The organism is Sphingomonas sp. AP28 (assembly GCF_056680455.1).
On sequence record NZ_JBWXQI010000002.1, the window covers coordinates 146,636 to 166,702 of the forward strand.

General features: G+C 61.6%; 22 protein-coding genes. 15 read left to right on the forward strand and 7 right to left on the reverse strand.

The genetic code is table 11. The annotated features are described in order from the left end of the window. The 12 genes from AC1MH0_RS20035 to AC1MH0_RS20090 all read left to right on the forward strand — a co-directional run bounded on the left by AC1MH0_RS20035 (position 1) and on the right by AC1MH0_RS20090 (position 11,541). The gene (locus AC1MH0_RS20035; protein WP_480965928.1) at positions 1-342 is read left to right on the forward strand and encodes a hypothetical protein; all 342 of its coding nucleotides are present in this window, start codon (positions 1-3) and stop codon (positions 340-342) included. Continuing rightward, positions 339-995, forward strand: a complete 657-nt coding sequence (locus AC1MH0_RS20040; protein WP_480965929.1) for a TrbI F-type domain-containing protein — start codon at positions 339-341, stop codon at positions 993-995. Before AC1MH0_RS20035 ends, AC1MH0_RS20040 begins: the two co-directional genes overlap by 4 nt. Then, positions 976-1,527, forward strand: coding sequence for a S26 family signal peptidase (locus tag AC1MH0_RS20045; RefSeq protein ID WP_480966125.1), 552 nt, complete (start codon positions 976-978; stop codon positions 1,525-1,527). Before AC1MH0_RS20040 ends, AC1MH0_RS20045 begins: the two co-directional genes overlap by 20 nt. Beyond that, the gene (gene traW, locus AC1MH0_RS20050; protein WP_480965930.1) at positions 1,524-2,162 is read left to right on the forward strand and encodes a type-F conjugative transfer system protein TraW; all 639 of its coding nucleotides are present in this window, start codon (positions 1,524-1,526) and stop codon (positions 2,160-2,162) included. The genes AC1MH0_RS20045 and traW overlap by 4 nt, the downstream gene beginning before the upstream one ends. Then, on the forward strand, positions 2,162-2,440 hold the full coding sequence (locus tag AC1MH0_RS20055; RefSeq protein ID WP_480965931.1) for a hypothetical protein: 279 nt from the start codon (positions 2,162-2,164) through the stop codon (positions 2,438-2,440). Before traW ends, AC1MH0_RS20055 begins: the two co-directional genes overlap by 1 nt. Next, positions 2,437-3,453 (forward strand): conjugal transfer pilus assembly protein TraU, encoded by a 1,017-nt coding sequence (gene traU, locus AC1MH0_RS20060; protein ID WP_480965932.1) that lies wholly within the window; start codon positions 2,437-2,439, stop codon positions 3,451-3,453. Before AC1MH0_RS20055 ends, traU begins: the two co-directional genes overlap by 4 nt. A gap of 12 nt (positions 3,454-3,465) precedes the next feature. Next, positions 3,466-4,206 (forward strand): type-F conjugative transfer system pilin assembly protein TrbC, encoded by a 741-nt coding sequence (gene trbC / locus AC1MH0_RS20065; protein ID WP_480965933.1) that lies wholly within the window; start codon positions 3,466-3,468, stop codon positions 4,204-4,206. Continuing rightward, positions 4,206-5,999, forward strand: a complete 1,794-nt coding sequence (locus AC1MH0_RS20070) for a conjugal transfer protein TraN (RefSeq protein ID WP_480965934.1) — start codon at positions 4,206-4,208, stop codon at positions 5,997-5,999. Before trbC ends, AC1MH0_RS20070 begins: the two co-directional genes overlap by 1 nt. Before the next feature lie 34 nt (positions 6,000-6,033). After that, a complete protein-coding gene (locus AC1MH0_RS20075) occupies positions 6,034-6,384 on the forward strand; it encodes a hypothetical protein (RefSeq protein ID WP_056678275.1) in 351 nt (116 codons plus the stop codon). Continuing rightward, positions 6,365-7,291, forward strand: a complete 927-nt coding sequence (locus AC1MH0_RS20080; protein ID WP_480965935.1) for a conjugal transfer protein TraF — start codon at positions 6,365-6,367, stop codon at positions 7,289-7,291. The genes AC1MH0_RS20075 and AC1MH0_RS20080 overlap by 20 nt, the downstream gene beginning before the upstream one ends. 68 nt (positions 7,292-7,359) lie before the next feature. Then, positions 7,360-8,754 carry a conjugal transfer protein TraH gene (locus AC1MH0_RS20085; RefSeq protein WP_480966126.1) on the forward strand — a complete coding sequence of 465 codons (1,395 nt, stop codon included), beginning with the start codon at positions 7,360-7,362 and terminating at the stop codon, positions 8,752-8,754. A gap of 15 nt (positions 8,755-8,769) precedes the next feature. Next, a complete protein-coding gene (locus AC1MH0_RS20090) occupies positions 8,770-11,541 on the forward strand; it encodes a conjugal transfer protein TraG N-terminal domain-containing protein (RefSeq protein ID WP_480965936.1) in 2,772 nt (923 codons plus the stop codon). A gap of 2 nt (positions 11,542-11,543) precedes the next feature. On the opposite strand, the gene AC1MH0_RS20095 is transcribed toward AC1MH0_RS20090, so the two are convergent. After that, positions 11,544-11,777, reverse strand: coding sequence for a hypothetical protein (locus AC1MH0_RS20095; protein ID WP_480965937.1), 234 nt, complete (start codon positions 11,775-11,777; stop codon positions 11,544-11,546). A gap of 30 nt (positions 11,778-11,807) precedes the next feature. Here AC1MH0_RS20095 and AC1MH0_RS20100 point away from each other — a divergent pair, with 30 nt between their 5' ends. Beyond that, the gene (locus tag AC1MH0_RS20100; protein WP_480965938.1) at positions 11,808-12,149 is read left to right on the forward strand and encodes a hypothetical protein; all 342 of its coding nucleotides are present in this window, start codon (positions 11,808-11,810) and stop codon (positions 12,147-12,149) included. Positions 12,150-12,389: 240 nt separating this feature from the next. Next, on the forward strand, positions 12,390-12,590 hold the full coding sequence (locus AC1MH0_RS20105; protein WP_480965939.1) for a DUF3606 domain-containing protein: 201 nt from the start codon (positions 12,390-12,392) through the stop codon (positions 12,588-12,590). A 194-nt stretch (positions 12,591-12,784) separates the two neighbouring features. Here AC1MH0_RS20105 and xth read toward each other — a convergent pair whose 3' ends face one another. The 6 genes from xth to AC1MH0_RS20135 form a co-directional block, all read right to left on the reverse strand. Beyond that, on the reverse strand, positions 12,785-13,582 hold the full coding sequence (gene xth / locus AC1MH0_RS20110) for an exodeoxyribonuclease III (RefSeq protein ID WP_480965940.1): 798 nt from the start codon (positions 13,580-13,582) through the stop codon (positions 12,785-12,787). Positions 13,583-13,607: 25 nt separating this feature from the next. Continuing rightward, positions 13,608-16,100 (reverse strand): DNA ligase D, encoded by a 2,493-nt coding sequence (ligD, locus tag AC1MH0_RS20115; protein WP_480965941.1) that lies wholly within the window; start codon positions 16,098-16,100, stop codon positions 13,608-13,610. Next, the gene (locus AC1MH0_RS20120) at positions 16,097-17,110 is read right to left on the reverse strand and encodes an ATP-dependent DNA ligase (protein WP_480965942.1); all 1,014 of its coding nucleotides are present in this window, start codon (positions 17,108-17,110) and stop codon (positions 16,097-16,099) included. The genes ligD and AC1MH0_RS20120 overlap by 4 nt, the downstream gene beginning before the upstream one ends. A gap of 315 nt (positions 17,111-17,425) precedes the next feature. Further along, positions 17,426-17,692: a hypothetical protein gene (locus AC1MH0_RS20125; RefSeq protein WP_107955982.1), complete on the reverse strand. Its 267-nt coding sequence runs from the start codon at positions 17,690-17,692 to the stop codon at positions 17,426-17,428. A 66-nt stretch (positions 17,693-17,758) separates the two neighbouring features. After that, complete coding sequence (locus tag AC1MH0_RS20130; protein WP_056415662.1) at positions 17,759-18,274, reverse strand: YciE/YciF ferroxidase family protein; 516 nt, start codon at positions 18,272-18,274, stop codon at positions 17,759-17,761. Positions 18,275-18,381: 107 nt separating this feature from the next. Beyond that, positions 18,382-18,873, reverse strand: coding sequence for a nucleoside deaminase (locus AC1MH0_RS20135; RefSeq protein ID WP_480965943.1), 492 nt, complete (start codon positions 18,871-18,873; stop codon positions 18,382-18,384). Between the two features lie 354 nt (positions 18,874-19,227). On the opposite strand from AC1MH0_RS20135, the gene AC1MH0_RS20140 reads away from it, so the two are divergent. Continuing rightward, complete coding sequence (locus AC1MH0_RS20140; protein WP_480965944.1) at positions 19,228-20,037, forward strand: SirB1 family protein; 810 nt, start codon at positions 19,228-19,230, stop codon at positions 20,035-20,037. Positions 20,038-20,067 lie beyond the last annotated feature (30 nt).

Consider the following 20,067-nt stretch of genomic DNA (forward strand, 5'->3'; position numbering starts at 1 on the left):
ATGGCAACCGTTCTTCAGCCCCTCCACGTCGAGCGCAAGTTCGACTACGGCTATTTCCTTTATTTCGGCCTGCACTTCGCGGGCTTTATGGCCACGACGCTGCTGATGACGTGGGGCGTGTTCGTCCTCTTTTTCTTGGCGCTCGGCAGCTTCTCGCTCGATGGCATGATGAACCATCTGCAGAACCTGACCAGCCGCTACCTCGCCGCGGACATTGGCCGGCTCGACCAGTTCAAGATGATCGTCGGTATCGTCCATATGGTCATCTCCGGCGCGATCATGTTCTTCCGCCGTCACGCTATTTTGCCGCGTGATGCCGCCCGCCTGGAGCACGGCGCATGACCGAGGCCGTCGACACCCCCACGGCCGAGCCCGCTGTGACCGCTCCTGCCGCGATCACTGTCCGGCGCAAGACGGTGTTCGCAGGCTACACCGCCGCGCAGCTGCTGATCGGTGCGGCGCTCGTTTTCGCGCTGGTCTGGGCCATGTGGGTCACGAAGGTTGTGACTGCTGAAAAGCCGCAGCATATCGTCAAGGCAGACCTGTCCCGCATCGTTGGCGAGTACGTGCAGGCGCAAGCCCGCAGCGCGACCCCGCCCGATCAGGTCCAGGCGCAGACGCGCACGTTCATGGCATCGCTCGATACGGAGCTGCAGCGTCGCGGTGCGGCGGGTCAGGTCGTGCTCGTCGGCGAGGCAGTCCTGTCCAAGAGCGTGCCTGATATCACCGCGGACGTCGCGAGAGCCGTCTACGCGTCTGGCGTAAAGGCACCGATGCCGGCGACGCCCGCGCAGATGGGGTCGATGATGCAGGGTCAGGTGCCTGCCGCGCCGGCGATCGCGCCTGTCGAAATGGCGCAGGTCGCACCCGTTCCCGCCGCGCCGAACCCCTTTGCCGCAGTGCCTGCCCCCGCCACTGCGCAGGACGTTGCACCGGTTGATCCATCGGTTGCCGGCGCCATGGTCTCAAGCTTTGGTGGTCCCGGTGGCCAGTAAGGCAATTGCGGCGCCAGCAGCGGCCGAGCGCTTCCGTCCCCGCAAACGCCTCTGGGCAGCGCTTGGCTTGTTCGTCGCCGGTGGGATCTCGCTGAACGCGATCGCCGAGTGGCGGGACACACACGGGCTGCTCATCAACGCGTCGGAATCGCTGCCGAACTGGGCGTTCGTGATTCACAAGACGGCAGTGCCCAAGCGTGGCGAGTACGTCTTTTTCGTGCCGCCTGCCGTGCCGCTCGTCATCAAGCATTTCGGTGCGAAGAAGCAGATGTTCGGCAAGATTGTCTACGGCATGCCGGGTGACACCGTCGTGCACCGCGGCGCGGATGTGTTCGTCGCCGGCAAGCTCGTCAGCCACATGAAGCCTGTCACCAAACTGGGCGAGCCGCTGGTGGCCGGCCCGACAGGCGTGATCCCGCAGGGCTGCTACTACGTCGGCAGCCCGCACAAGGACGGTTTCGACAGCCGCTATGCCGCGATCGGCTACGCCTGCTCGAACAAGATTGTCGGTGTCGGGCAGCCCATTCTGTGAAGCGAGCGATCGAGTCCTTCGCGATCGTCGCCCTGCTATCGATTTCGCTGACCTCGGCAACGCGCGCGAACGATCACGGCGTCGTCGGCCAGGTCTTTCCGATTATCGAGCCGGATCTGCTGGCGACGATCACGGCCCGCCTGCAGCGTCTCCAAGCCACCGGCGGGATCGACCGCATGAACGCAGAGTTCGCCAAGCGGTCAGAGGCGCGCGTGCGTCGGCCGAAGCCCGTCGCCGGTATCACCGCGGCGACGGAGCCACGCAGCTGGGCCTATGATCCGACGATCGTCATCGAGCGCGACGTTCAGGACCAGAAGGGCAACTACATCGTTCGTGCCGGCCAGACCGTGAACCCGCTCGATTTCGTGGCGGTCCATCAGGCGCTCGTGTTCGTCGACGGCGATAACGCCGCACAGATGGAATGGGCGACGTCACAGTACAGCGACCTGGAAGCCAAGATCATCCTCGTGAACGGCTCGCCGATCGAGGAGATGACCAACCGCAAGCGGCGCTTCTACTTCGATCAGGAGGGTCGCCTCACCGGCAAACTCGGCATTCGACACACGCCGGCCGTCGCCGTCCAGAACGGCCGCGTCCTCAAGCTCTCCGAAATCAAGCTGAAGGGAATAAGCTGATGCCTTTGTGGCTCGACCTCCTGCGCACGCCGATGGCTGCACCTGAAACCGACGACCTGCGCACCATGCGCCGGACCTTCCAGGTGCTCTGCGTCCTGTCGGGTATCGGTGTGATCGCAATCTCGCCGCTTGTAGCCCTGTTCGGCCGTACCGCCTCGTTCGTAGTAGCGGCGATCCTGGCCACGACCGCGTTGCATACCGCGCTCTACGTTTTCCGGAAGAACCGCGCCGACAACGCCTTCCTCGATGCCGCCAAGTCGTCGGAAGAGCACGCATGAAGCTCTTGCGCTTCCTGACGCTGTTGCTGGGTGCGTTCGTGCTTTCGACGACACTTAGCCCGCGCGCGGAGGCGCAATCGAAGTGCACGGGCAAATTCGTAAACCCGATCACCGACGTCTGCTGGTCGTGCCTGTTCCCGCTCTCCGTGGGTGGCCTGAAGATCTGGCCGAGCAATCGCGCCGACACGGAAAACCCGTCCCTTCCCGTCTGCGCGTGTGGCAGTCCGGTGCCGCGCATCGGCATTTCGGCCGGCTTCTGGGAGCCCGTTCGTCTTGCCGACGTCACCACCAAGCCGTGGTGCTTCGTCAATCTGGGTGGCACCAAGATCGCGCCCGGGTTCGACATCGGCCAGGGCCAGTTGTCTGGACCATCGCAGACCGGCGGAAACGGGCAGAACACATCCAAGTGGCACGTCCACTGGTACGTCTACCCGCTCCTGTACTGGATGGAGATCCTGACCGATTTCCTGTGCTTCGAGCAGGCGTCGTTCGATATCGCCTACATGACCGAGGTCGATCCGCTCTGGCAGGATGACTCGCTGACCGCGCTTATCAACCCGGAAGCCGTGCTATTCTCGTCACCGATCGCGCAGGCTGCGTGTGCCGGCGACTGTATCGCTGCAACCGCCAAGCTCCCGCTCGATGCGACCTTCTGGTGCGCTGGCTGCCAGGGGCCGATGTACCCGGTCAACGGCAACATCGCCGCCTCGATCGGCCATGTGCAGGCGTCGCGTCTCGCGCTTGCCCGCTTCGCCTTCAAGATCCACCGCGAAGGTCTTGCCTGGGGAACGATGGGCTCGAAGGGCCTCTGCAACAAGTATCCGATGCCGGTGCTGCGCAAGCAGCAATACCGCGTCCAGATGGTCAATCCGATACCGATGGTCAGCGGCAAGATGGCCTGCTCGCCGCTTGGGGCCTCGACCATGCCACCGCAGGCAGGCCGGCCCTTCCCCGTGAAGGGCGAGGACATGGGCTACCTCGTCTGGCGCAAGCGCAACTGCTGCGTGCTCTGAGGAGGGACGATCATGCGCCGCATCACCATCGTCATTGCTGCACTTGCCGGTCTCGCCGGCATTCAGGCGATCGCACAGACCGTCGATGGCCTCGATCTCGAGGCGATCAAGCGTCGTTCGACCGCCATGCAGGGTGACGCCGACATCTTTGCCGAGCACGTCCGTAACCGCGGCGATGCCTTTCGCGAAGAAGCCGTCGCCATTCAGGCAAAAAGCAGCACCAACCTCACATCGCTCGCGAAAGCAGATCTGCCAGTGAACGGTGACGGCGCGTTCGACTTCGATGAAATCATCAAGGGCGCGAGCCAGAATGTCGCCGGCACCAAGGGTGACGCGCCGCAGTTCATCGCCTTCGCGAGCCTGTCGATGCCGCCAGCAGCCTTGCGTCAGCTCATCGCCGACACGGCAAAGGCGGGCGGCGTCGTCGTCTTCCGGGGCTTTCCGAACAATTCGATGAAGGCCTTCAGTGCCATGCTCGGCAAGGTCGTCACCGACAAGGATCAGCTGTCCAATGTCGGGATCGATCCCCGGCTCTTTCGCGCGTTCAACGTCGAGGCGGTCCCGACCTATGTCGCCGTATCGACCGACTTCGATCTCTGCTCGAGCCTGAATTGCACCACTTCGGTGCCGACCCACGACAAGATCACGGGCAACGTCTCGGTTCGCTACGTGCTCGACACCTTCGTCGCGGCGCACGGCCCCGGTGCCGGCGTGGCGTCGGTCGCGCTGCGCAATCTCGGCAAGGGTCTTTAGTGAAGGGCGTCGCTCTCTCCTTGCTGCTCGCCGTCCTCGCGGGCGCCACCAGTGGCGTGGTCGCGCAGACGACGATCGAGGAAGCACGCAAGCAGGGCTCCGACCTCGGCAAAACGATGCGCGCTGATGAGAGCTTGGGGCCAAACGACGCCAAGCTCGCGCAACTGCCGGGCTATGGTGGCACGGATCTGGCCGAGAAGGTCTATTTCGACGACCCCGACCGGCTGGTGGTCGATGGTGGTTCGAAGGCCGGCACCGACGAGGCGTTCGGCACGGTAACCGATCGCGCACGCACGCGGGCGACCTTCAGCAATGCCGAGATCCTGGCGGCGACCTCGCGCGGCACCGCGATTGAGAAAGACCCTGACACCTATCTGGGCGGTCAGAGCCTTGGCGGTGCCGAAGGGACCTGCACTGCGCTTCCGCCGTCGGTAGGATCAAAGGGCTATTACGAGGCTACCTGCAACAAGGGGTCGAAAGTTACCGACACGGTCGCGGACTGCCGCGGGAACCTCGTACCGACCGTCATCAACACCGCGCGCTGGTTCTACTACGGCGTTCTCGACAAAAACGAGGGCTACGGGTTCGCAAAAAACAGCGTCATGCAGGCGAAGGTCAATGCTGGCGTTTGCCGTTCCGAGCCCGTCTCCAAGCACATTTGCGACGCGCAGATCGAGCTTGGAGCCGGTGGGAACGACGTCGAGGGCTACCGCAAATACTGCAAGAAGAATGTCAGCGGCACGGCGCAACTATACTCCTGCAATCCCGAATTGTCGGCCGCAGATATCGCCAGCCATCAGAACTATGCGACCGGTACTCTCTATCTGAAGAAGGAAGGGACCAGGAGCGTTACCGTCGCTCGACACGAGGGCACCTGCCCCGCGCTGGCGGCCGACACGACGTGCGTCCCACAAGCGGCCGAAGTCTGCACCGAAGGCCCTGAAACCCGGATTATCGATGGTGTGCCGGTTACGCAGGCGTGCTGGGCGTGGTCGCGTTCCTTCACTTGCCAGCGCCTTACGCCGACAAGCGACTGCAGTGCGCTCGACGACAACAAGCTCTGCAAATTCCTCCGCGACGAATGTCTTGACGATCCTCAGAGCGGCGCCTGCAAGGTGTCGCAGCGCGTCTATAGCTGCCCGCTGCCAGACGATAAGGCGCCCTCCGACAAGCAGTATGTCTGTGGCGGCGACGTCTATTGCCTGAATGGCAGCTGCGAGACGATCGAGCGCGAGGCTTCAACCGAGTTCAAGGATGCGCTCGTCGCGCTCCATTCGATAGGCGACGCCGGCAAGCAGTTTGATCCAAACAACCTGACCGTTTTCTCGGGAGAACGGGACACCTGCAACAAGAAGATTTTCGGTGCGTCAAACTGCTGCTCGGGAAAAGGCATTCCCATGCTCACGCCATGGTTGTGCAGCTCTGCCGAAAAGAAGCTCGACGAGAAGGACGACAAAGGGCTCTGCCATAAGGTGGGATCCTACTGTTCTGACAAGGTGATCGGCATCTGCGTCACATCGAAGGACGCATATTGCTGCTTCGGCAGCAAATTGAGTCGGATCCTTCAGGAACAGGGCCGCCAGCAGATCGGCAAAGCCTGGGCCAAGCCCAAGGACGAGACTTGCAAGGGTTTCACGATCGAGGAGTTTCAGTGCCTCGACCTGAGCCAGATGGATTTTTCCGAAGTCTATGCGGAGTTCATGGACGCAGCAAAGCTGCCCAGCGAGGTCTCCGTGATGGCCGACATTCAAACCAAAATTCAGGGGTATTATGACCTTCACGGGGGCAAATGATGCAAGCGGTCCGGGGGGGCCATGTTCGATCGACATGTCGGTGCTCGATCTTGCCATTTTCCTCCGCATTCACCGGTCCGGCCGGGGCACTTCGGCCGGCGAGGTCGCGCAGACCATCTCGCATTGGTTTCAGTGCGACATCGATCCGCACGAGGTCGAGCAGGCTTTTCCACGCATGGCCGACAAGGGCTGGCTTGTCCGCCGCGAGACCGGAATGCGCGCGACCATCAAGGGGCGGAAGCATGGCCGCAGCCACCTTCGCGGCATCGTCCGGATGCTCGATCAGGGCACCAGAATGCTCGATGTCGCCGCGATGATGTCAGTTCTCAAACTCGCAATGATTGAGCTCGACGGGGAGCATGATGATGACGACGATCAAGACTAAGCGTGCCGGGCGGCTGACCGCTACCGTTCTTATGCTGCTGGCCGCGACCGCGCCTGTTGCAACACCAGCGCTCGCCCAGGCGGTCGACCTGCAGAGCGCGTCGATGGCTGAGGCGATCGATGACGAAGATGCGCAGGCCAGTAACGCTGTGGTCGAACCCCAATTTGATCGTACCACTGACGCCGCGGAGCAGCGGCAAGTAGGCGACTTCTATTGTGGCGAGCGGAAACTCGGCCAGTGGTTCTACTGCGAGCGGCCCAAGGCTAAGCCGTCCGTCCCGCAGGCCTCCGCACAGCCACAGCAGTCGTCCGCGGCGCAGCTGAAGGCGATCACCAAGCAGCTGGACGAACTGAAGGCACGCGCCATCCTCGAGCCGACGGAAGCGAACGTCATCGCCTATGTCCGCTACCAGCGCGAGCAGCTCGATCGGGCCTCGACCTTCTCCGACACCTGGCAGCGTGCACTCTGGCAAAACCCGGACATCGACTACACGCTGCAGCGGCCGGTCTCGACCGTTGGCAAGCGCGCATGGACCGACAACCGCGCCGCGACGCGTGACCAGGTCCTTTCGCGCCTCGGCCAGCGCTACGGGATGTTCTACTTCTTCGCGCAGTCCTGTGCTGCTTGTGAGGTCTTCTCGCCGATCCTGCGCTCGGTTGCCGATAGCCACCGCATCACCGTCATGGCTGTATCGACGGACGGCGGTCCAAGCCGCCAGTTTCCCAATTACGTCGTCGACAGCGGGCAGCGTCAGCGCATGGGCGTGCCCTTGGCCACGCCGGCGCTCGTCCTGTTCGACACTGTGACGCGCAAGACGGTCCCCGTCGGGTTCGGCGTCATGTCGGCCGACGAAGTCATGGAGCGCATCTTCATGCTGACCAACTCCAAGCCGGGAGGTGACTTCTGATGGCGCACACCCCCTCCCCTCGCCCCTCACCCCTCCGCGCCTTCCTTCGCCGGACCGCGGCGGTCGCTATGAGCCTCGGTGCTGCCAGCATGATCCCCGTTGGCATGGCCCGCGCGGACGTCGCGGGGCAGATGAACAGCTTCTTCCAGGACGCAGGCGGTGCCGCGAATGTGACCGGGCCGAGTGCCTATCAGGGGCAGACCGCTGGCTATTATTCGATGGGCAACGTCTGGACGCGCTTCCCGCAAAAGAGCGTGCAGCCGTTCAACCTGCAGATGCCAAAGGTATCGGCCGGCTGCGGTGGCATCGACCTGTTCACCGGCTCCTTCAGCTTCATCAACGGCGCGGAGATGGTCGCCATGCTGAAGGCGACTGCCAACAATGCGTTGGGCTTTGCCTTCCAGCTCGCGATCGACAGCGTCTCCCCCGAGATCGGCAAGGTCATGGATAGCATGGCCAACAAGGCGCAGCAGATGAACCAGATGAACATCTCGTCGTGTGAAGCGGCGCAAGGGTTGGTTGGATCGGTCTGGCCGAAGATGGCCGGCGCACGCTCAACGGTCTGCGCAGCCGTAGGCAATTCACAAGGTAAGTTTTCCGACTGGGCGCGATCCCGGCAGGGCTGCGGCGCGGGTGGTGAACAGGACGCCACTCTCGACGGTAACACCGATCCGACGTTGGCCGACAAGATCCCCGGTAACCCACGGAATTACACCTGGGATGCTATCAAAAAGTCGAACAAGTTCGGGAGCACCGATCAGCAATTCTCGGAATATCTCATGACGCTCGTCGGTACGATCGTCATCAATCCGAAGGCCCCGGCCGGAGCGATCGTCGGCTTCGTAGGCCCGGCCGAGGATGCGGTCGTAACCGCTCTTCTCGACGGCACCGCGACAGGCACGCCGGTGAAGATCCTGCACTGCGACGAGGCAGAAGCATGCCTCAACATGACCGAGCAGACGCTGCAGGCGGGTCCCGGTCTCCGCTCGAAGATCAAGGGAATGATCGACTCTATCAATTCCAAGATCCGCACCGACGCGGCGCTCGATGCATCTGAGCAGCAGCTCCTGAATATGACGACGTTGCCGCTGTATAAGATGCTCGCGGTACAGGCGATGGCGCACCAGAACTTCGCCGATGGCGAAACCAGCGCGCTGGCTGAGATCGTCGCTGTGAACCTCCTCTCGTCGATGATCGAGAACATGCTCGACCGGATCAGCCAGTCTACCGTTCAGGTCCAGCCGGCCGATGCCGAAATGGGCAAAATGTGGCGCGATCAATTGGCGGAGGCGCGCACGCGCTACGCTCAGCGTGACGTAAAGCTGAAGGACACGCTGAACCAGACGATCGCGCTCATCAATAAGTCCGTGATGCTCGAATCTACCCTTCAGAACAGCATGTCGCCGGCGATGTCTGCTTCGCTCAACTTCTCGCGGGGCCTGAGTGCCCAGGGCCTCAACTAGGACGGGTGACGGAGCATGGTTGAGGTCTTTACGATTGGCGGTGGCGAATACATCGTCAACACGTTCAACGCGGTAGCGGCCTGGACGGGCGGGGGCGGCTACCGTTCCCTCCTGCAGGTGGTGATGGTCCTTGGCCTGATCTACTCGCTGCTTGCCGTCGCTTTCACCATGAACGTGCGCGTCTGGCTCAACTGGTTCCTCGGCTCGTCGCTCATCTACATGTGCCTCATGGTCCCGACCGTCACGGTTAAGGTGACTGACCGGATCAATCCATCACTGGCTCCCGCCGTTGTCGACAACGTACCCCTCGGCTTGGGGGTAATCGCCAGCTTCACCAGTCAGGTCGGTGACTGGCTGACCCGGACGGCCGAAACCGTTTTCACGATGCCGAGCCAGCTCAGCTATTCATCGAACGGCATGGTCTATGGTGCCCGTCTGCTCGATGTGACGCGCAATTTTCAGATCCGCGACGCCGAGTTCGCGACCAACCTGTCTTCGCATTTCAAAAACTGCGTATTTGGCGACGTCATGCTCGGCCAGAAGTCGATGACCGACCTTGCCTCCGCGAAAGACCTTTGGGCAACGATGGGACCCGGCTCTGCTGCGCGGTCTCAACCTTGGGTGGAACGCTCCGGCGCGACAACGTCCAGCAGCATCGTCAGCTGCCGACAGGCCTACGGTATGCTCGATGGCCTTTGGCATAGCATGATCGACGCCCAGACCTCGCTCTGGGCCAAGGAAACCTATCCAAAGCTCTCGACCGCCGTCGCCTCGGCGAAGCTGCGGGCCGATGTTCCGATCGTCAATCAGGCGTTCACGGCGTTCAGCGCCGGCTACGAAAACATCGTTCGGCAGAATACGGCGATCAATGCGTTCCTGCAGGCGCGTGACGGCATGGCTGGTGGTCCTGGCGCGGCGTCGATCGACACGTTCGCGACGACGCGGGCCGATATTCAGGCGCGCAACACGTACAACTCGATCGCGCAGCAGGCGATGAGTTGGGTGCCTATCCTGAACATCGTGCTGACCGTCGTCTTCTATGCAATGTTTCCAGTAATCTTCCCGCTATTCCTGATGCCTCAGACCGGGGTCGGCGCGCTCAAGGGCTACCTGACCGGCTTCTTCTATCTTGCCGCGTGGGGGCCGCTTTATGTCATCCTCCACATGATCTGCATGACGCGTGCGACAGCCGCGGCTCAGGGCGTAGCGGATGGCGGCATGTCACTGGGGTCCTATGCCGGTATTGGTGCGGTAAACGCTGAAACCGCGACGATCGCCGGCTTCATGCTGATGTCAGTGCCGTTCCTTGCCGCTGGCTTAGCCAAGGGTGCTATGAGCATCTCGGGCCAGGCCACATCGGTTCTATCGCCGGCGCAGAACGCTGCGGAAGCTGCAGCCGCTGAGCAGACCACAGGCAATTACTCCTATGGCAATGCCAGCTTTTCGAACTCGACGTCGAACATGCGTCAGAGTAACCAGTGGTCGGACGCCCCGGCATTCTCAACTGGTGCATTTGCATCCAGCTTCCGGCACGACAACGGCGCGACGACGAACGGTTTTGGCGACGGCCAGAACGTCTACGACACGTCGAAGGCGATCTCGAATATTCCGTTCTCGGCTTCGATGACGCAGGGCTCAGTCGCCACGGAAAGCCGTCAGGCGACGATGGCCGCTCGTGTCGCGGACGGGTTCGAGCAGGCTAGTCGTCGAGAGGTCTCGCACCTCAATGCCCTTCGGAACGGTCACGCCTGGTCGAGCGATAATTCGTCCGGTTATGATTCCAGCTCCGGCGTTCGGAGCGGCAGCAACACCGAACTTAGTGATCGCAATACGATTAGCGGCACTGAAGGCGTCCAAAATAGTCAGAGTGTCGGTAACGGAACCCGCAAGCAATCCGAAACCGGCAAGGGTACGAATTGGGCAGATGCGGTCACTGGAAGCGTGAATGCTGGAATTGCGGTAGGCGGCAAGGGTGGAGGCGGCGGTCTGCTTGGCAAGGCAGCCGGTGCTTTGGGTATTCAGGCTGGTGCAAACGTGGGTTACAACAATAGCTACACGCGTTCGAACACGACTAATGATAGCGACAGTGCATCAAACACCCGAGATAACTCGACGTCGGCAACAAATGGCATAAACAGCGATCATTCGACTGGTGCGAGCGTAAGTACAAGCGACGGCACGTTTAGTCAGTCCGGTCAGTTTTCACGGTCTCAGCAGAGTGAGTCCCGCTCGAGGGCAATTGAAGAGTCGCTCAGCCGCATCGAGTCCTACAATGAACAGGCGCGGCATTATCGCGAACTATCACAGTCACTCGAGCAGCATGCCAGTTTCGCCGAAAGCCACGGTTTCAATCTGTCGGAGGATCTTCGTCAGGATCTCGCCCGCTATTACGATAAGGAGGCTGCTAACAGCCCAAGCGGCGTTCTGCCCGGTCTTTGGGAAACCAACCTCAGCGCGACGCAGGAGGGCATGCGGAATACGGCTATCGGCAAATGGTCGAACCAGCGTTCGGAAGGCATTGAGCGCGATATTCAGAGCGCACTCAGCAACCCAGCGTTGGAGGGTATGGAGTTGCCAGGCGTGGCTCCGGAGGCGAGCATAGCTGGTCGCTATTTGGGAGGCAGCGGGATCACATCGCCTCATCCCGTCTCAAGTGGTAAGCCGTCTACTGAGCGGGAGGTGGAACAGATCACCGCTGGCACGTCCGAACTTCTAGGTGAAAGACATCGGCGTGACGTTGGTACTCGGATGTCCCTAGCGACCGGTCCCACAGGTCCTGAGCAATGAGATCATCGAATTACCATGTCGAGCGCGCCGGCCGCGATCACTCCGAGGACCGCCGCGAAGAAAAGACGTTGCCTGATCCGCCCGAGGCGCGTCGTTTTAGCGTCAGACGCGTCGTCAACGTCCGGGATATCATTCCAATCGAACTCGGGCGGCGGGCTTATCTGCCAAAATCCACGACCGGTTCCGGCCGTAATATCGTTATCGAAGTAGATTGGCTGTCGCGGATCAATTTTCATGTCGCACCTCGCCACTAACGATATAGTGAAATGAGCTTGTTGCCAACGCACGAACGCAAGCCTTTTCAGTCTGTTCAGCACCGTCCGCCGGCGTTGAACGACATGTCCGGCACACTCACTTTCGGATTTTCTTGGCTACTAGTCATGGCGATCAGGCTCGCTCCGCTTGCTGAAGCTTTCCTCTCTCGGTCGCCTTCGATCACGATGCCAACGACGATCGCGTTCTTCGTCGCTCTCGGGAGCGCCATCCTCCTTCGCCGTCGCTATTCTTGGATGGGGCTGGTGCTGCACATCTCTGGCCAGATCGCGATCTGGCTGTCGCTGTTCGTCATGTCTCTGGCGGTCGTCCTGATAACGATCCCGCGCGGATGATGCCGAACTGTCTCATCATGCCGATCGCGCCGCCTTGGTAACAAGAGCGCATCATCTATCCAAGCTATTTGCTGCGCCGTACATTTCCGTATCGGCGCTTCGATAGCTATCACTCAATGGCAGTGATGGGCGACCCAGCCTGAATGCCGAAGCCCACTCAGGCAGTGAAATTATGCGTCGTCTGCAGGAAACGCTCGGCGGGCCAAGCGTTTTCGGATCAGTATGTATTGGAGACACGTAGTGGCAGACGACAAGAGCAAGACCGACGGCCGTGATCGCAGCCGTGTTTCGGGTAGCGAACCTTACGAGGTCGAGTATTTCGCCCAGAAGCATGGATTGAGTGCGCAGCAGGCGCGTGACCTAATTGCCGAGGTCGGGAACGACCGTGAAAAGCTCGACTCTGCTGCAGGCAAGGTAAACGGTCAGCGCGGTAGCGCCTGACTATAGGCAAGATGCCTCGCGTCACCGTCGTATGAGCAGATGTCACCGGCGCCCCGCAACAGCTTGAGCAGGGTGACCGAGAGCGCGCGGAATGGCGACCTGCGCCTGCAGGTCTCCGCGGCGTTGGACGGGCTGCCCAAGCCGGCGCATCATTGAAGGTCACGGTGGGCTGATCGCGTGCGTCGGCCCGACAATCAGGTCGCGGAACGCTTCCGTCTCGCGGCCTTCAGTTTGATCCAGACAGGGGCATGGTCGCTGGACTTCTCCCAGCCCCGGACGTGATGATCGACTTGCGCATCTGCCAGCCGCGCAGCAGCGGGAGCGTTCAGCAAAAGATGGTCAAGCCTTAGCCCAGCGTTACGGCCATACGCGTTCCGAAAGTAATCCCAGAACGTGTAGATCGTTTCGTCGGGATGCCTTGCCCGCAGCGCATCCAGCCAACCCTGATCTATCAAACGAAAGAACGCGGTCCGAACCTCTGGCGCAAACAGCGCGTCTTTGATCCACCGCTCCGGCTTGTAGACGTCCATCTCGGTCGGCATCACGTTGTAGTCGCCGGCCAGCACGACCGGCGCATCGGTGCCGAACAGCGTGGCCGCATGTGCAATTAAACGTTCCATCCAGGCGAGCTTGTAGTCGAACTTCGGACCCGGCCTCGGATTGCCATTGGGCAGATAGAACCCCGCTATCAGGATGCCGCCCACAGCCGCTTCGAGATATCGGCTCTGCAAATCGTCCGGGTCCCCGGGCAAACCCCGCCGGGTCTCGACGGGCTCTGTGCCGCGAGCGAGGATGGCGACGCCATTCCAGCTCTTCTGGCCCTGCCAGATCGCACCATAACCGGCCGCCTCGATCGCGCTCAAAGGAAACTTCTCGTCGGGTGCCTTTAGTTCCTGCAGGCAGACGACGTCGGGTTGCGCTTCATCCAGCCAGCGCAGGAGCACCGGCAGGCGACCGTTGACGCCATTCACGTTGTAAGTTGCGATCTTCATCGGAGCACCGGTTGAAAAGAGACGATCATAGGTCGGGCAAAATCTGGTCAGCGCGTCCCCAACCAACGAGATCCTTGGACGCCGCGCGCTTCAGCAGCGCATCGGCATCACCGATGTGCCAGCCCGACGCGCGGTTGAGTTTACCGAGCTCCTTCCACGTGATCGGAACCGCAACGGGCGCGCCTTCGCGAGCGCGAGCACTATACGGCATGACAGCCGTCGCCCCGCGCTGATTGCGCAGATAGTCGATGAAGATGCGGCCGGTTCGCTTGGCCTTGGCGAGGGCTGCGGTAAATCGGTCGGGTTCGGACTGGGCCAGGACAAGTGCCAAGCGGTGTGCGAAATCCTTCACAGCCGGCCACTCGGCTTGCGGTGTGAGCGGCGCGATGACGTGAACGCCCTTTCCGCCCGTCACCATTGGAAATGTCTCAAGGCCCATCTGGGCCAGCACGTCGCGGACATGAAGGGCCGCGGAAATGACATCCTTGAATTCGAGGCCCTCATCGGGATCGAGATCGAACACCAGCCGGTCGGCCTTCTCGACGTCTTCGATCCTCGCACCCCAGCCGTGAAACTCGATCGTACCCATCTGGACGCAGGTGACGAGACCCTCGGCGTCGTCGACGAACAGATAGGGTTCGTCGTGCCCATCCTTTTCGGCGATCCCGACATGGTGGACATGATCGCCAAAGCTTCCGGCGTCATGCTTCTGGAAAAAGCACTTCTTCCCCCTACCCTGCGGGCAACGGACCAGGCTTATCGGCCGACTTCCGCACCAGGGTAGCATGATGCCCGAGACGGCCTGGTAATAGTCGGCGAGCTGGCCTTTCGTGATTGCGGACTCGGGAAAGATCACCCGTTCCCGGTTCGTCACGCGAACGACGGAGGGCTCGGGCGTCTCGAGCTTGGCAACGGGCGCGGGCTTCTCGACGACGACCGCCTCGGGTTTCTTGTCCTGGCGCAAGCCCAGATATCTGGAATGGCGCAACACCCCGTCGCTCGTAACTTCCATGAACGCCACTTCGGCGACCAGCTGCGGCTTAATCCAGCGTGCGCCGCGTACGGCTGTGCGGGGTGCGGCGACGGTCGGCTTCGTGACGGCAAGCGGCGTCATCAGATCCATCAGCTTGTCGATCTCGTCGCCCGTGTACCCCGTTCCCACCTTGCCGGCATAGCGGAGATGACCGTCCTCGTTGACGCCCAAGAGGAGCGACTTGAACCCCCGCTGCTTGTCGGACGGCAACCAGCCGACGACGACGAACTCCTGTCTCTGGATACACTTCGTCTTCAGCCAGCTGCCGGACCGCGAGCCAACATAGCGCGCGTCCGCGCGCTTCGAGATGACGCCCTCGAGACCTTCGGCGCAGAACGTATCGAACAGTTCCTCCCCGCGGCCGACGATGTGGTCCGAGTAGCGGATCCGGTCGTTGCCGCCCGCGAGCAGCAACGCAAGCTTCGCCTTGCGCTCCGATAGCGGTTGTCCGGTCAAATCCTCACCGTCGAGCGCTAACAGGTCAAACGCGTAGTATAGGATCGCGTCCGGGTCCCCTTTCAGAGCAGCTTGCAACGCCTGGAAGTTGGTTTTGCCGTCGGCATCGACGACAACTGCCTCACCATCGATCAGGGCCGACGACGCATTCAGAACCGCAGCGTCGGCAACGATGCCAGCGAACTTGTCCGTCCAGTCCAACCCGGACCGCGTGTAGGCCCGTCCCGTCCCCCCACCGACCGCCACCAGCGTTCGATACCCGTCATATTTCATCTCGTGCAGCCAGGCGTTGCCGGCGGGCACATGATCGACAAGCGTCGCGAGCTGGACCGGCTGGAATGGCGGGGGTGAGCCTGCCTTTTTACGGTCTGTCGCTCGTGCTTTTGCAGCTTTCGTCGCAGGCTTTGCGGTAGGCGTTGCCGGCGCCCTCGACTTGCCTCGCTCGCCTGAGGCGATCTGTTCCATAGTCAGTCCGCTGACCACCCCCGTAAGGTGTGTTCCGACAAGATCCTCCGATCCGCCGACCTGGTCGTCGGTGACCTTGCGCAGGATCCAGTTCTCGCCCTTCTCCTTGCCCCGAGGCTTCAGTCTGAAAAGCATCCATTCGCCTTTGAGGCGGTGCCCATGCAGGAAGAAGTGGAGATGCCCCTCCGGCAGCGTCTTGCTGGGGTCCTTGCCAGCGAGCGGTTCCCACGTCCCCGTGTCCCACAGCATCATGGTCCCGCCGCCATATTCGGACTTCGGGATCGTGCCTTCGAACGTGGCGTACTCGACGGGGTGGTCTTCGGTACGAACTGCCAGACGTTTGTCGTCAGGATTGATGCTCGGTCCACGCGTGACAGCCCAGCTCTTGAGAACGCCGTCGAGTTCAAGCCGCAAGTCATAGTGCAGGCGAGACGCGGCATGCTTCTGCACGACGAAGCGATTGCCTCCCGCCTTGGCGATCCTGCCCTCAGGCTCGGCGGTCTTGGTGAAATCCCGCTTTTCCCGGTATTTCGCCAGGGTATCGCTGGAGGAGGAACGGGTCATGACATTATGCCCAATTCAGCAGGGCGAAGCTCATGCCCCAGCTGATCCATCGTGCACGCCTCAGGTGCCTTGTCGGGACGCCAGCGCAGGATGCGCGTACCGTGCCGGAACCGATCGGTGGTCACCTGATCGTACAGCACTTCGACGACGAGCTCAGGCCGCAATGGGACCCACTCGCTCTTACGACCATCGTTCCACCGACTGGGACCGCCGGGAGCTTTGCCCGTGAAGCCCGGGGCTTCGACTAACGGCTCGAGCTTCGCGGTAAGCGCCGCGCGATCGGCCGCGGCTATACCTGAGGTGAAGCCGACATGGTTGAGCTGGCCGCTATCATCGTAAAGCCCGAGCAGAAGCGATGCTACCTCGCTACCCTCCTTCACCCGCCTGAAGCCGCCTACGACGCAATCCGCGCTGCGATGCTGCTTCACCTTCAGCATGGCGCGTTCCCCGCCACGGTAAGGCTCGTCCAGCCGTTTCGCGACGACGCCGTCCAGCGCCCCGCCGCTCGTCGCCAGCCAGGCCGCAGCGTCGTCGATCTCGTCGCTACAGGGCGACAGCAGGAGACCAGCGCGGGCATGTCGCGCATGGAACGACTCCAACGCTTTCCGGCGAGCCGAGAGCGGCGCATTGATTAGGTCGGCATCATCGACGCCGAGGCAATCGAACAGCATCAGCTGCGCAGGCGTCTCTTTCGCCAAGCGATCTATCCGGCTTTGCGCCGGATGCAGCCGTGCCTGAAGCGCATCGAACGAGAGGATGTCCGCGATGGGTAGGATGATCTCGCCGTCGAGCACGAAACGCTCCTGCGGGACCGATGCGACAATCGCGACTATCTCGGGAAAGTAGCGACCGAGCGGTTTTCCCGATTTGGAAAGGATGTCGACGGCCTCGCCATCACGGAAGACCAGCGCTCTGAAACCGTCCCATTTGGGCTCATATTGCCAGCCCGGTTCGACCGGCAGCTCATTTACGAGCTTGGCTTCCATTGGCGAAGGCCGGTCTGCGACCATCAGTTCTGGTCCGGGGCGCAGCACGCACAGTGTTTGGGAGCCAGTCGTTTTGCCTTTGCTGCCTCGCGACGTCGTTCCTGCCGACTTGGCAGCGGAGCAACGCCAACCGAGCTGGGAAAACCGTTAAGCTCAATCGATTTGGTCACGGCATCTTTGAACATAAGATCACTCCAGACGGCTTTCAGTTATAAAGCCCCCCAGTCGCCATCTGTTCCTGCTACTCCGACGCGGGGATCGGTGGTCCTGATCAGAACAGCAAACCTGTGCCCCCTGCCCCTGACAAGGGACGTAATCGCTGGCCTGGTAGGGGCGGATTCAATGCTCGTTGGAGTGCCGGTCTTCGACCGGCGTGTAGTAGCGCGCTATATCCGCTTCGGTGAGCGCATGACCGCTCGATTCTTTGACAAGCGCGGCGATTTCGCCATCGGTCCTGCCAGCGTCGCGCAGCTGCTCGATCTCGTCGCTTACCATGTTGATGAAGGCGGGCACCGGGAACCGTTCCTCGCCCAGGCCTAGCGCATCGCGCATGTGCTTTTGCGCACGCAAGGCTTCGGGAAGCGTGAATGCGATATCGTCGGCCATCGAACGTGCCTTTCATGAAAAGCTGGAAAGTGGTCGGGGGGCATCAGCCCCCCGACACTGAAACGCTTATGCGGTAACTGCTTCCGCCTTTGCGTTCACGCTCGACGTTGCCATCGCCGTCAGCTTGTCGTCGGTCGCATATTCCTCGTCGAGCGTCTCTTTCAGGATCGCTGCGATATCGGCGCGGCCGAGCTGGTTCGCCCAGGCGATCAGCGTGCCGTACCGCGTGATCTCGTAATGCTCGACCGCCTGTGCCGACGCGATCAGCGCAGCGTCGAGCACGGCCTTGTCCTCGATCTCGCCAGCGACTTCGTTGGCTTCCTTGATGATGCCGTCGATCGCCGGACAGGTCACTGCCTTTGCCTTCTCGCCGAGCAGGTCGAAGATGCTCTCGAGGCGTGTGATCTGCCCTTCCGTCTCACGCAGATGGGTTTCGAAACCTTGCTTCAGGGCTGGTGCCGTCGCCTTGTCGACCATCTTAGGCAAGGCCTTGGTGATCTGGTTTTCCGCGTAATAAACGTCCTGCAGCTGGTGCAGGAACAGGTCGTCGAACGTCACGATGTCTTTGGAAAACAGGCCCATGATAGTGTCCTCGCTGAGCGGATAGCCGCGAAGCAAACTGCTCCGGCACCGCCGCAACGCACCGACTCAGGGGTAAGTTTCGTTCGGTTTCGCGCCGCCTCAGTGGGCTATAGATTGGCCTGCTCGTCGACTGGTAGCTCGGCGTCGGGACCATAATAGAGCTTGGCGCAGTCGTCGCGAAGGCACCCTCCCTCGATGACGATGTCGTCGCGGTAGGCGTCGCCGATGAACGCGAGCGTGTCGACGTGCTGCGCTTCGAAATACATCTTATGTACATCATCGCGGCCCGCCCCGTAAACGACGCGGCCGACCTTCGACCAGATCGACGCCATCGTGCACATGCCGCAGGGCTGCAGCGTGGAGTAGAGCGTCGCACCGCGCAGCTCCAATTCCCCGGTGCTTTCACACGCCCGTCTGATCGCCATCATCTCGGCATGCGCGGTTGCGTCCGGCGATTCCTTGGTCTGGTTGCGCTCGCCCGCGATAACCTTGCCATCGAGCACGATCACGCACCCCAGCGGTGAGGTCGAGGGGTCGGAACCCTTCGATCGGGCGATCGCAATGGCTTCACGCATCCAACGTTCGTCATCCTGCGTCATCGTTTCGGCTCCCTGTCACCGTCGCACAACGCGTAGCGGACACAATGGATCGTTCGGCGCAGTCGTGTTTGCTTGCCGAGGATGGCCGAACGCTACCGTTCCTTGCTGCGGGTTGCGAAGACAGGCTCTCAGACGGTCATCTTGCAGGGTCATAGGGTTTGTGCAGGCGGACGATATCGTCATACGATCCGCGCAGCCAGGTATCGATGTCTGCCGGATCCAGAATCGTGATGATGGCTTTCGGGTGGATCGGCGCACCAGCATGTTAAGATCGCACGTGACGCGGGGTACGCCGGGCCGCTTACCCGAACGTTGCCATAGAAACGATCGAAGCAGCCCCCCATCTAACGGCTCATGACCAATAGCATTCTTCATCTCGGGCTGATGGAAGACGGCGAAATCGAGCTTGATCTGGCCGCCCTGGAACTCGCAGTGCTCGATCATCCCGGTATCGATCTTGATGAATATCTCGACGAGCTCACCGACATAGAAATAGCTCTGCGCGCTGCTGACGGCGACGCAGTGAACAGAGTCGCTCAGGCCCAGGCCCTGAGCAGCGTGATGGTTGAAGAGTTCGGATTCTCCGGCGACCGCACGCACTACGACGATCCCCAGAATGCGGACCTGATCGCCGTCGTCGATCGCCGACTCGGCCTGCCGATCAGTCTGTCGATTATCTATGTGGCGATGGCACGACGCCTTGGATGGTCGGCGATGCCGCTCAATACGCCCGGCCACGTCCTGGTCCGTCTTGGCGACGCACCGGATCCGCTGATTATCGATCCCTTCAACGATGGTCGCATCGTCGCCCCTGCACAGGTGGAAGCCTTGCTGGAGCAGATGACGGGCCAGGCCCGGTTTTCCGACGGGATGCTTCCCCTGTCGAACCGATCGGCGCTCGTCCGCCTGCTGCTCAACCAGGCGACCCGTGCCGAGCAGGCCGGGGATCCCGCACGCGCGCTGGTCCTGTACGACCGTATGACGATCGTGGCGCCTACGCATGCCCATGGTTGGTGGGAGCGCGCCAGACTTCAGCTGGTCGCGGGAGATGTGGCCGGCGCCCGTAGCAGCCTTAGTGCGATGCTGGAAATTACCCGCGACGATGATCTGCGCCTGCAGGTATCCGCAGCGCTGGATGCCCTTCCCCGGCCAATGCCGTCTTGAACGTCGCGGTGGACTGGCTCTCGCCGTAAC